Below are 11,920 nucleotides of genomic sequence, written 5' to 3'. Positions count from 1 at the left end.
TTTATTGCGCCCGAGGCGCTGCATTTCGACTCAGGTCACCAAAACGCTTCAGCGGGCTTTGGCGGCGTTTTCTCCCCTACTCCAGGGAGTGAATCGCTTCTTTATAATGCTTGCGGCAGACGGAGACATAGCTCTCGTTACCGCCAATCACCACCTGCTCACCGGCGTGCATCGCCTGGCCGTTTTCATCCAACCGCAACACCATATTGGCTTTGCGCCCGCAGTGGCAGATGGTTTTCAATTCCACCAGCTTATCAGCCCAGGCCAGCAAATATTGGCTGCCGATAAACAGCTCACCGAGAAAATCGGTACGCAGGCCGTAGCACAATACGGGAATGTCCAGTTGGTCCACCACATCGCACAATTGCTCAACCTGGGCCTTGGTCAGGAACTGGCTTTCATCCAGCAGCACGCAATGCACCGGCTGCTGTTGATGCTCCTGCTGAATCATGGCGTACAGCATCGAGTCGTTGTTATAGAGCTGGGCCTGCGAGGATAAACCGATGCGCGAGCTGACTTTGCCTACCCCAAAGCGGTGATCGATCTCCGCAGTGAACACCAGCGTGCGCATACCACGTTCTTGATAGTTATATGAAGACTGTAGCAGCGCGGTGGACTTGCCGGCATTCATCGCAGAGTAATAAAAATAAAGTTGAGCCATGGCCCCGCAACTCCGATGGTATAAGAAATATTCAAATGTTGATTAGGACGGTGAGTGTACCATAACCCGCCCCCCGGCTCAGCCCAAAGCGAGCGAATATTGCGTTCGCCGTAATAATGCGCTTTCAAGCGAAACATATCCTTCTGTCGGCCCGTTCTTTTTACCGCTATTTACAGGATAATGTATGCCTGTCATCACTATTAATTCTTGCTAATGGTTAAGCCGGTCATTTGCCGATTAATGCATAATCCCCCCTTTCACCTCGGCAGGCGCCGCGACCGCGGCGGAGTGCTTGCCTATTATACGTGAGGCCAATACAGGGCATTTAATCACCTTCGTTCTCCCCCGACGTTTCCTGACGCAATCTTTACCCAGATACCCCTATTGTTTACAATGTCTGCCTCGTCATGACGTGATTAAGCCCACAGAACCCATTGTAATATTGATATAAATTACAGCGATAACTTATCGATGAAAGCCTTGTGCCACGCGCATTTTAAAGCATGCCTGCTGAAATTTTGACTTAAGTGCGGTGAGGGTAATAGTTAACAGCCCTTCCTATATTAGTCGGACAGATCCGATTAACGGTTTTTTAAAAGGTAAATTTGAGTATTCAAGTCAATTTGGCTATTGCAGAAAGGAAAATAGCACTCTATTATTATCGAGACGCCCCCCACCAATATAATTTGAGACTAGGACAATGAGCGAAGCATTAAAGATTTTGAACAACATCCGCACTCTGCGCGCCCAGGCAAGAGAATGCACACTGGAAACGCTGGAAGAAATGCTCGAGAAACTGGAAGTTGTTGTGAACGAACGTCGCGAAGAAGACAGCCAGGCTCAAGCAGAAATCGAAGAACGCACCCGTAAACTGCAGCAATACCGCGAAATGCTGATTGCTGACGGTATCGATCCGAATGAACTGCTGCAAACCATGGCTGCCAACAAGGCTGCCGGCAAAGCAAAACGTGCAGCACGTCCTGCTAAATACCAATATAAAGACGAAAACGGCGAACTGAAAACCTGGACCGGCCAAGGCCGTACCCCTGCGGTGATTAAGAAAGCTATCGAAGAGCAAGGTAAATCTCTGGATGATTTCCTGCTGTAATAGCGATTCAGTCCGTATCTGAAAGGCTCCCTGCGGGGGGCCTTTTCATTTTAAAGCTTATAGCCGTGATCCCGCCTCATCCCTTTTCTTTTAGTAAATATCCTAATTCGCATTTTCCTCCTTGCACGAAATCCCAGTGAAAAAAAAGGGCCCTAAGGCCCCTTTATCGCATTTACCCTCGTTCAATTATTGAACCTGGTAGAATGCCTTATACCAATCAACAAAGCGCTTCACACCCTCTTCAACGCTGGTTTCCGGCTTAAAACCAATGTCACGATAAAGCTCTGCGGTATCCGCGCTGGTATCCATCACGTCGCCAGGTTGCATCGGCAGCATATTCTTGCGGGCCGTTACCCCCAAAGCCTGCTCCAATGCCGTGATATATTCCATCAGTTTAACGGGGGAGTTATTGCCGATATTATAAACATGATACGGCGCGGAACTGGTCGCCGGCGATCCCTGTTCAACGGTCCATGACGGATCTGCCTGCGGAATAACCGCCTGCAGCCTCACAATCGCCTCGGTGATATCATCAATGTAAGTAAAGTCACGGTGCATTTCACCGTGGTTATATACATCGATGCTCTCCCCCGCCAATATGGCCTTGGTAAACTTGAACAGCGCCATATCCGGACGCCCCCAGGGACCATATACGGTAAAGAAGCGCAGCCCCGTCGTCGGAAGACCGTATAAATGAGAGTAGCTGTGTGACATCAGCTCATTGGCTTTTTTGGTTGCCGCATACAGTGACACAGGGTGATCGACAGAATCTTCGGTAGCAAACGGCAGCTTGCGATTGAGGCCATAAACAGAGCTGGAGGACGCGTAAAGTAAATGCTCGACCTTATTATGCCGGCAGCCTTCCAGCACGTTCAAATGGCCGATCAGGTTGGCGTCCGCATAAGCCAACGGGTTGACCAGCGAATAACGCACGCCGGCTTGCGCGCCCAAATGAATGACGCGCTGAAACTGATGTTCGGCGAACAATGCCGCCATGCCTTCGCGATCGGCCAAATCCAGCTTGATAAAGCGGAATCCCGGCTTATCCGCCAGTCTGTCCAGACGGGCCGTTTTCAGGCCCACGTCATAATAGTCATTCAGGTTATCGATGCCGACAACCTGATGCCCGGCGGTCAACAAACGCTCTGCAACGTGATAACCAATAAACCCTGCGGCGCCTGTAACCAGGAATTTCATGGTCACTCCTTAAATAACCGGTTTAATCGATGCGCCGCGGCCAATCGCATAGTAGGTAAAGCCACGATTCGCCAAACGCTCCGGATCGTACAGGTTACGTCCATCGAAGATCACCGGCTGTTTCAACGCCCCCTTGATCACGTCGAAGTCCGGCGCGCGGAAATTCTGCCATTCGGTGCAAATCACCAGCGCATCGGCGCCGTGCAACGCAGCCTCTTTGGTGCCCATCAGTTTCAGATCGTCACGCTGGCCATAGATGCGCTGAACTTCGTTCATCGCTTCCGGATCGTAGGCTTGAACGGTGGCGCCGGCAGCCCACAGTTGCTCCATCAGCACGCGGCTGGAGGCTTCACGCATGTCATCGGTATTCGGCTTGAACGCCAGGCCCCACAGTGCGAAGGTTTTGCCCTTCAAATCGCTGCCGAAATAGTCTTTGATAAAGCTGCTCAGCTTGTCTTTCTGTTGGTAGTTGACCTGCTCTACCGCCTGCAACAGCTTCGGTTGGTAACCGATCTGCTCCGCCGTGCGGATCAAGGCCTGCACATCTTTCGGGAAGCAAGAGCCACCGTAGCCACAGCCAGGGTAGATGAAGTGATAGCCGATGCGTGAATCGGAACCGATGCCCTGACGCACTTTCTCGATGTCCGCGCCCAGCATTTCCGCCAGGTTGGACATTTCGTTCATAAAGCTGATTTTGGTCGCCAACATGCAGTTGGCGGCGTATTTGGTCAGCTCCGCGCTGCGGATATCCATCATGATCATACGATCGTGATTGCGGTTAAACGGCTCGTACAGCTCGCGAATAGGTTCGATCACCTCTTTATTATCGGTACCGATCACGATGCGCTCAGGGCGCATGCAGTCAGCCACCGCAGCGCCTTCCTTCAGGAATTCAGGGTTGGACACCACGTCGAACGGCACGTTGCTGCCGCGCTTAGCCAGCGTTTCCGCCATCACCTGACGCACCTTGTCCGCCGTGCCGACCGGCACAGTGGATTTGTCGATCACCACTTTGCGATCGGTCATGTGCTCGGCGATGGTGCGTGCCACCGCGGTGACATATTTCAGATCGGCGGAGCCGTCCTCATCCGGCGGCGTGCCGACGGCGATAAACTGGATATTCCCGTGCGCCACGCCCGCTTTGGCATCGGTGGTGAAATGCAGGCGCCCGGCCTCATAGTTTTGCTGCACCAGCGGCGCCAGGCCCGGCTCAAAAATCGGGATATTCCCTTTTTTCAGGTTTTCGACTTTTCGCTCATCAACATCGATGCACATAACGTCATGGCCAACTTCAGCCAGCACCGCGGCCTGTACCAGCCCCACATAACCAATACCAAAAACTGTTACTTTCATGTGAAAATCCTAGTTTTTCAAATTAAGACGAAAGATAAAATCACTTCTTGTCAGCGGCAACAACCTGTTGCAGCCACTGAGAAAATTCTTTGCCCAGGCTGGCATGACGCATGCTGTACTCTACAAAAGCCTGCATGTAACCCAGTTTATTACCGCAGTCATGGCTCACGCCTTTCAGGTGATACGCTTCCACCGTTTCCTGCTGCATCAGCATTTCGATGCTGTCAGTCAGCTGAATTTCATCGCCGGCGCCTGGAGGCGTTTTCGCCAACAGCGGCCAAATATCGGCGGACAACACGTAACGCCCGACAATCGCCAGGTTGGAAGGCGCTTTATCCGGCGACGGCTTCTCGACCACGCTGACCATCGGCGCGCTTTCGCCCGGTTGCAGATCGACGCCCTTGCAGTCGGCTACGCCGTAGTTTCCGACATCCTTATGCGGCACGGGTTCAACCATGATTTGGCTGACGCCGGTGGTTTCGAAGCGCTGCAGCATTTCGTGCAGGTTGTCTTTTTTCGGATCGGCGCTGTATTCATCGAGGATCACGTCAGGAAGCACCACCGCGACCGGCTCATCGCCCACCATCGGGTAGGCACACATAATTGCGTGCCCCAGGCCTTTGGCATTGCCCTGACGAACCTGCATCACGGTAACGCCTTTCGGGCAGATCGACTGCACTTCATCCAGCAATTGGCGCTTGACGCGTTTTTCCAGCATCGCTTCGAGTTCGAAACTGGTATCAAAATGGTTTTCGATCGAGTTCTTGGAGGAGTGGGTGACCAGCACAATCTCGTTAATCCCCGCCGCAATGCACTCATTGACGACGTATTGGATCAGCGGTTTATCAACCAGAGGCAGCATTTCTTTCGGAATGGCTTTGGTGGCCGGCAACATCCGCGTACCCAAGCCTGCAACCGGGATCACGGCTTTTCTGACTTTGCGATTTACAGCAGGCATTATTTCCTCTCTTAAAGCTAAGACGCTCATTTTATGAGCTTGGCTCGATATAAAAAAACCTTCGGAGTATACCAGCTTATACGCGCCGAGCATTAGCCGGAACACAAATAGAAAACATTTAGGACTATTACCCGTTCGGATAATCGGGAGAATAAATAAACGGTTTAATTACCGATAAGTGAATAGCTTAAGATCTCGCCGATCGCTGCCTGTTATTCAGCGCTGAGCATCAGCCGCAATCGGCCACCGCTGCCCCATACCTGACACTGCCAGGCGGCACAGCGCTGACTGATCTGATTCATGTAGGTAGCTCCCAGCGTCCCCAGCGGCACGCCGTTGTTCAGCTGGATTTGATTGTCACCGGTATTGACGTTGGCATGCAGCCCGGCGGAAACCAGGATCAGGTTTTTATTTTCGGCGTGATAATATCCCAACAACAGAGGGAATTGACCGTCTAATTTCCCCTGCCGCAATAATTGATTAACCTGCTTTAACAATGCCGACATTTGCGGCAGACGATGCTGTTGATTAGCCAGATGATCTTGCAGCAGCCCATTAAATAACGCGCGCAACAGCAAAGCCGCCAATACGCCATTATCGCCGGCGCGCGTGACGTCCAGACAATAGAATGCCAGATCCTTTTCTGACAAGGCGGCGATATCCAGCACCAGGCCGGGATTTTCGCCGGTGGTTAACTGCCGATAGTTGATCCGGCAATGCGCAATGGTCTGCTGTACCGGCGGCTGCAATTGTTTAAGCAGTTTGACGGCTTCGGAAGGATTCTTGCTCAGCGCGTCCCAATCCTGAAACAGTTCAACCTCTTCAATCGCCTGAGAGGTGAACATATTGGGGTATAAGCACGCCAGCACCGCTTCACGCAGGCGGTTGAGATCGGTCAGCGGCTTGAGCAGCACATCCTGCACGCCCAACCGCAGCACCTTGGCGATGTCAGCCATCTTGTCGGTGGCCGAGATCACCAGCACCGGGATCTGTACCCCCTGCAAACGCAGGTGTTCAACGAATTCGATACCGCCCATTTCCGGCATCGCGAGATCGCACAGAATCAGATCCGGCTTGAAGTCATCGACGGCACTCAACGCCTGTAAACCGTTGGTCGCCTCGCCGGTTTCAGCGCCCAGCGAGGCCAAATAACCGACCAGCACCGAACGAAAAACCTGTTCGTCCTCAACGATCAAGATGCGCTTGTGAGTAAGTGGTAATGCCATCAGCCGAGCCTCGTCCCTTTCCATAGTGTAATAGTGGCTCAAAAAGGTCACTTATGCTCGTCTGAAACAGACTGACCGCGCAATGCCAACCGAGAACCGAGAATTATCTATTTTTTATCAACGGCAACAACCGATCCAGTTGTTTTTCCACCGCCAGCAATCCCGCTTCGATCGCTTCATCGGCGCGGTGGAAATCCAGCGTCGAGATTTGCGGGCAAAAAGGTTGAATCAGCACATCCGGTGGATCGCTCGCCATCCGGTTGCGCTTCAGGCGATTTTCCAACATTTGAATCGAGGTGCCCATGACCTCCATCGCCGTGGGCGCCGTCGCCGGTTTGCGCTGCCGCATTCTGCCGATGCGCTCCCGCAGACGCCCGCGCCAGGTGGCCGCTGGCGCATCGTCCGGGCTTTCTTCCTCGATACGTATCGAGAACAGATCCTGCTGCATCAGGTGCGCGTCATGCTGCAGATCGACCGCGATGACGATATCGGCGCCCATGGCGCGGCAAAGCGACACCGGCACCGGATTGACCACCGCGCCATCCACCAGCCAATAGCCGTCGGCCCACACCGGTGCCAACAGGCCAGGCATGCTGCAGGAGGCGCGTATCGCCTGATGAATATCGCCTTCAGTCAGCCACAGCTCACGCCCGGTGCTGAGATTGGTCGTCACGGCGCCGAACTTCAGCGCACATTCGGCGATATCATTGATCTTCAACAACTGTCCGACGGCGTTAAACACCCGCTCGCCGCGCAACAGGCCGCCACGGTGCCAGGAAAAATCCATCAGGCGAATCACGTCCCAATAGCTGAACGATCGCACCCACTGCTCCATCGCCGGCAAACGGTGGCTGGCGAACGCCGCCCCCACCAACGCGCCGACGGAGCAACCGGCCACGATATCAACCTCAATCCCCAGTTTCTTTATCGCATTAATCACGCCGATGTGCGCCCAGCCTTTGGCCGAGCCCGCCCCCAGCGCCAGTCCGATCTTGATTTGCCGCATAGCGCCATCCTCGCGGTGAAAGGTGTTCTCTGCTTTCAGGGTAGATTGTCACTGACGAATATTGTTAGGTAACATATGCGCTAAATTCATTTTCTGCCTCGTGTTCTCAGGAGTTATTTTGCCCGAATCATGCCCATGCGGCAGCGGACAGGCGTATAACGCGTGCTGCGCCCCTTTTATCAGCGGTAATCAGCCGGCGCCCACGCCCGGTCAGCTGATGCGTTCACGCTTCACCGCCTACGTGAGTCATAACGTCGACTATCTGATCGCCACCTGGCACCCCGACTGCGGCGCCGAAGCGTGGCGCAATGCAATCGTCGACAGCTTTAAAAATACCGAATGGTTAGGCCTGACGATCGTGGAAGAGAAAGCCGGTCATGAGCCGGAAGAAGGCTTCGTCGAATTCATCGCCCGCTTTATCGATGGCGAAAGCGGCGAACCGCAGGCGATGCATGAGCGCTCGCGCTTCCTTCGTCGCGATCAACGTTGGTATTATATCGACGGCACCAAACCCCAGCCCGGCAGAAATGCGATGTGTCCCTGTGGCTCAGGGAAAAAATACAAGAAGTGCTGCGGGCGCTAGCCGGCCGGCGCTTCACGTTTACGCCTGCGCAGACAGGCCGTTCAGTATCAGACAGGATCCTCAAACCCATGCCACACCAAAATGTACAACGGAAAGTGTTACGCACCATCTGCCCGGACGCCAAAGGGCTGATCGCCAAGATCACCAACATCTGTTACAAGCACGAACTCAATATCGTGCAGAATAATGAGTTCGTCGATCACCGCACCGGGCGTTTCTTCATGCGCACCGAGCTGGAAGGCATTTTCAACGACAACACGCTGCTGGCCGATCTGGACAGCGCGCTGCCGGAAGGTTCGCTGCGTGAGCTGCACAGCACCGGGCGCCGGCGCATCGTGGTGCTGGTCACCAAAGAGGCCCACTGCCTGGGCGATCTGTTGATGAAAAGCGCCTATGGCGGCCTCGACGTTGAAATCGCCGCCGTGATCGGCAACCACGACACGCTGCAATCGCTGGTGGAGCGTTTCGATATTCCTTTCCATCTGGTGAGCCACGAAGGCCTGACGCGTGAACAGCATGACCGCGAAATGACGGCCAAGATCGATCAATATCAGCCGGATTACGTGGTGCTGGCCAAATATATGCGCGTGCTGACCCCGGCCTTCGTGCAACATTACCCGAATCAGGTGATCAACATTCACCATTCGTTCCTGCCGGCGTTTATCGGCGCGCGCCCTTATCACCAGGCCTATGAGCGCGGGGTAAAAATCATCGGCGCCACCGCCCACTACGTTAACGACAATCTCGACGAAGGCCCGATCATCATGCAGGACGTGATCCACGTCGATCACACCTATTCCACCGAGGATATGATGCGCGCCGGCCGCGACGTGGAGAAAAACGTGCTTAGCCGCGCGCTGTATCAGGTGCTGGCGCAGCGCGTCTTCGTCTACGGCAACCGCACCGTTATTCTTTAATCGCTCAATAAATCGGTGCATTTCGTTCAGGGATGCACCGCCAAGAATAAAAAAACGGCAAACGATTCATTTTCTGCATTTCAATGCTTTACACATCCGCTTCATTTGATATGATGCGCCCCGCTTACCGAGACAGCGCTCTCGCAAGCAAGGCCAGTTAAATAGCCATGTATATGGTGGGGTTCCCGAGCGGCCAAAGGGAGCAGACTGTAAATCTGCCGTCACTGACTTCGAAGGTTCGAATCCTTCCCCCACCACCATCTTCTCTCCGCCAGGAGCGAGGACGCAGTAAAGAAACCGGCCAGGTTTCTTCCGGATAAAACTGGAACGACAATTTGTAAATCCATGAATACCATGGTGGGGTTCCCGAGCGGCCAAAGGGAGCAGACTGTAAATCTGCCGTCACAGACTTCGAAGGTTCGAATCCTTCCCCCACCACCATCTCTTTATAGAAAACCCCAAATAAACTTAAAGCACATCGCACCCACAATGCTCCGCACTGGGGAAGGATGAGAAGCTTCGATAAGGTTCGAGTCTCACGCAGTGAGACAACGCGCTTCAGCGCGGCCCGCAGGGTGAGTCGCGCAGCGACGAATCATCCTTCCCCCACCACCATCTCTTTATAGAAAACCCCAAATAAACTTAAAGCACATCGCCCCCATAATGCTCCGCACTGGGGAAGGATGAGAAGCTTCGACAAGGTTCGAGTCTCACGCAGTGAGACAACGCGCTTCAGCGCGGCCCGCAGGGTGAGTCGCGCAGCGACGAATTATCCTTCCCCCACCACCATCTCTTGCAGAACATTTCCAAATCGACTCATTATCCTCGCACCAATAAAACTCAAGCTATCTTCCCTTATTCACCGCTTTCACCCAGCCGTTTTGTTTGCTCTCATCCAACCGTAACTTGAACTAAGACCGACAATTCGCTATACCACTGGCTTCTTTAGTGCAGTAAGGAACAGGTGGATGCGAAACAATATTTGCGTTTTTTGTGGCGCCAGCGAAGGCGTCAATCCCGCTTATGCCGAGCAGGCTCGTCAACTGGGGCAGCTGCTGGCCGCACAGGGGCGCCGTTTAATCTACGGCGGCGGCAAAAAAGGATTGATGGGGATCGTGGCGGACGCGGTGTTGGCGGCGGGCGGTGAAGCTGTCGGCATTATCCCCGAGCGCCTGGTTGAAGCGGAAACCGCGCATCGCGGCCTGACTGAATTGGAAGTGGTGCCGGATATGCACACGCGCAAAGCCCGTATGGCGGCGCTGGCGGACAGTTTTATCGCCCTGCCCGGCGGCATCGGCACGCTGGAAGAGCTGTTTGAAATCTGGACCTGGGGGCAAATCGGCTATCACAACAAACCGGTCGGCCTGCTCAACGTCAACGGGTTCTACCGCCCGCTGAGCCAGTTCCTCGAGCACGTCGCCGATCAGGGCTTTATGCGCCACGACTACCTCGGCACCCTGCACATCAGTGAATCGGCGCAAACGCTGCTGCAACAGTTTGACGACTATCAACCCAAAAATTACGACCGCTGGGCGAAATAAAGCCGCTGCGCAGCCAGCGGTCCCGCCGCTGTCTGCGTTACATTTCCCGCCAAACTCTGCTACTATCACAGCACATTTTTCTCGTGAAAACGGCACCGCTCATGAAGTTTGTCTCTTTTAATATCAATGGACTGCGCGCGCGTCCGCATCAGCTGGCGGCAATTATCGAACAGCACCAGCCCGACGTGATCGGCCTGCAAGAAACGAAAGTTCACGACGACATGTTCCCGCTGGAAGAAGTCAGCCAGCACGGCTATCACGTGTTCTATCACGGGCAAAAAGGCCATTACGGCGTAGCGCTGCTGACCAAAGCGGAGCCTCTGGCCGTGCGCCGCGGTTTCCCGACCGATGAAGAAGATGCGCAGCGTCGCATCATCATGGCCGATCTGGCTACGCCGCAGGGCACGCTGACGGTGATCAACGGCTACTTCCCGCAAGGTGAAAGCCGCGACCACCCGATCAAATTCCCGGCTAAAACACGCTTTTATCAGGATCTGCAAAACTACCTGGAGCAGCAGCTGTCGGCGGAATCCCCAGTGTTGATTATGGGTGACATGAACATCAGCCCAAGCGATTATGACATTGGCATCGGCGAAGACAGCCGCAAACGCTGGCTGCGCACCGGCAAGTGTTCCTTCCTGCCGGAAGAGCGCGAATGGATGGAGCGCCTGCTGAACTGGGGGCTGGTGGACACCTACCGCCACGCCAACCCGGGGCGCAGCGACGAATTCTCGTGGTTCGACTACCGCTCCAAAGGGTTCGACGACAACCGCGGCCTGCGTATCGATCTGCTGCTGGCCAGCACCCCGCTGGCTTCGCGCTGCATCGCCACCGGCATCGATTACCAAACCCGTGGGATGGAGAAACCTTCCGACCATGCGCCGGTGTGGGCGGAATTCACGCTGTAAACCCATCACCCCGGCGCTCGCCGGGGTTTTACTCTGTGAAGCCAATGAAAATTATCGACGTGGTAGCCGCCATTCTGGAACAGAACGGCCGCATTTTGCTGGCCCAGCGCGGCGCAGGCAGCGATCAGGCCGGTCTGTGGGAGTTTCCCGGCGGCAAGGTTGAAGCCGGCGAAAGCCAGCCAGAGGCGCTGGCGCGCGAGCTGGATGAAGAGTTGGGGATTTGCGCCCGTATCGGCGAGCATGTGGGCAGCAATCAGTGGCAGCAAGGCGAACGCCTCATCCGGCTGCATGCCTGGCGAGTCGCGGCGTTCTCCGGTGAATTGCAGCTGCATTGCCACTCGGCGCTGGTCTGGGTCACGCCGCAACAGGCGCAGGAATACGCCCTGGCGCCCGCCGACGTTCCACTGCTGGCGGACTATATCGCCGCGCAAGGCGATGCGCGCTGAGCGCGGCGATGGGTTA

12 protein-coding genes, 2 tRNA genes and 2 other RNA genes are annotated in these 11,920 nt (G+C 54.7%); 10 read left to right on the top strand and 6 right to left on the bottom strand.

The window, feature by feature from the left end:
* Nucleotides 1–76: 76 nt before the first annotated feature.
* Nucleotides 77–661, bottom strand: coding sequence for a thymidine kinase (locus ACSBQQ_RS04740; protein ID WP_033634789.1), 585 nt, complete (start codon nt 659–661; stop codon nt 77–79).
* A gap of 700 nt (nt 662–1,361) precedes the next feature.
* Between ACSBQQ_RS04740 and hns the strand changes: the two genes are divergently transcribed.
* Nucleotides 1,362–1,769 (top strand): histone-like nucleoid-structuring protein H-NS, encoded by a 408-nt coding sequence (gene hns / locus ACSBQQ_RS04735; protein WP_004932170.1) that lies wholly within the window; start codon nt 1,362–1,364, stop codon nt 1,767–1,769.
* A gap of 186 nt (nt 1,770–1,955) precedes the next feature.
* On the opposite strand, the gene ACSBQQ_RS04730 is transcribed toward hns, so the two are convergent.
* The 5 genes from ACSBQQ_RS04730 to rssA form a co-directional block, all read right to left on the bottom strand.
* Nucleotides 1,956–2,966, bottom strand: coding sequence for an NAD-dependent epimerase (locus ACSBQQ_RS04730; RefSeq protein WP_033634790.1), 1,011 nt, complete (start codon nt 2,964–2,966; stop codon nt 1,956–1,958).
* Nucleotides 2,967–2,975: 9 nt separating this feature from the next.
* Nucleotides 2,976–4,319, bottom strand: coding sequence for a UDP-glucose dehydrogenase family protein (locus ACSBQQ_RS04725; protein ID WP_033634791.1), 1,344 nt, complete (start codon nt 4,317–4,319; stop codon nt 2,976–2,978).
* 40 nt (nt 4,320–4,359) lie between these two features.
* A complete protein-coding gene (galU, locus tag ACSBQQ_RS04720; RefSeq protein ID WP_033647598.1) occupies nt 4,360–5,277 on the bottom strand; it encodes a UTP--glucose-1-phosphate uridylyltransferase GalU in 918 nt (305 codons plus the stop codon).
* Nucleotides 5,278–5,489: 212 nt separating this feature from the next.
* On the bottom strand, nt 5,490–6,503 hold the full coding sequence (gene rssB, locus ACSBQQ_RS04715) for a two-component system response regulator RssB (RefSeq protein WP_033634794.1): 1,014 nt from the start codon (nt 6,501–6,503) through the stop codon (nt 5,490–5,492).
* Between the two features lie 103 nt (nt 6,504–6,606).
* A complete protein-coding gene (rssA, locus tag ACSBQQ_RS04710; RefSeq protein WP_060421082.1) occupies nt 6,607–7,509 on the bottom strand; it encodes a patatin-like phospholipase RssA in 903 nt (300 codons plus the stop codon).
* A gap of 118 nt (nt 7,510–7,627) precedes the next feature.
* Here rssA and ACSBQQ_RS04705 point away from each other — a divergent pair, with 118 nt between their 5' ends.
* The 9 genes from ACSBQQ_RS04705 (at nt 7,628) to ACSBQQ_RS04665 (ending at nt 11,904) form a co-directional block, all read left to right on the top strand.
* Nucleotides 7,628–8,092, top strand: a complete 465-nt coding sequence (locus ACSBQQ_RS04705) for a YchJ family protein (protein WP_039565804.1) — start codon at nt 7,628–7,630, stop codon at nt 8,090–8,092.
* A 68-nt stretch (nt 8,093–8,160) separates the two neighbouring features.
* On the top strand, nt 8,161–9,009 hold the full coding sequence (gene purU, locus ACSBQQ_RS04700) for a formyltetrahydrofolate deformylase (protein ID WP_060427964.1): 849 nt from the start codon (nt 8,161–8,163) through the stop codon (nt 9,007–9,009).
* A gap of 175 nt (nt 9,010–9,184) precedes the next feature.
* Nucleotides 9,185–9,269: transfer RNA gene (locus ACSBQQ_RS04695), tRNA-Tyr, on the top strand.
* A gap of 96 nt (nt 9,270–9,365) precedes the next feature.
* Nucleotides 9,366–9,450, top strand: a tRNA-Tyr gene (locus tag ACSBQQ_RS04690).
* A 47-nt stretch (nt 9,451–9,497) separates the two neighbouring features.
* Nucleotides 9,498–9,624, top strand: a non-coding RNA gene (locus ACSBQQ_RS04685) — RtT sRNA.
* Nucleotides 9,625–9,671: 47 nt separating this feature from the next.
* Nucleotides 9,672–9,798, top strand: a non-coding RNA gene (locus ACSBQQ_RS04680) — RtT sRNA.
* A 179-nt stretch (nt 9,799–9,977) separates the two neighbouring features.
* Nucleotides 9,978–10,550 (top strand): TIGR00730 family Rossman fold protein, encoded by a 573-nt coding sequence (locus tag ACSBQQ_RS04675; protein ID WP_004932190.1) that lies wholly within the window; start codon nt 9,978–9,980, stop codon nt 10,548–10,550.
* Between the two features lie 101 nt (nt 10,551–10,651).
* Complete coding sequence (gene xthA / locus ACSBQQ_RS04670; protein ID WP_033647602.1) at nt 10,652–11,458, top strand: exodeoxyribonuclease III; 807 nt, start codon at nt 10,652–10,654, stop codon at nt 11,456–11,458.
* 44 nt (nt 11,459–11,502) lie between these two features.
* Entirely contained in the window at nt 11,503–11,904 is a 402-nt protein-coding gene (locus tag ACSBQQ_RS04665; protein ID WP_033647603.1) for a pyrimidine (deoxy)nucleoside triphosphate diphosphatase, read from the top strand.
* The last annotated feature ends 16 nt before the right edge of the window (nt 11,905–11,920 follow it).

The sequence above is a fragment of the Serratia sp. G204Y genome (assembly GCF_051172435.1).
Taxonomy (GTDB): Bacteria; Pseudomonadota; Gammaproteobacteria; order Enterobacterales; family Enterobacteriaceae; genus Serratia; species Serratia sarumanii.
Note: the sequence above shows the minus strand (reverse complement) of the source record. Positions and strands in the feature narration are given on the sequence as shown.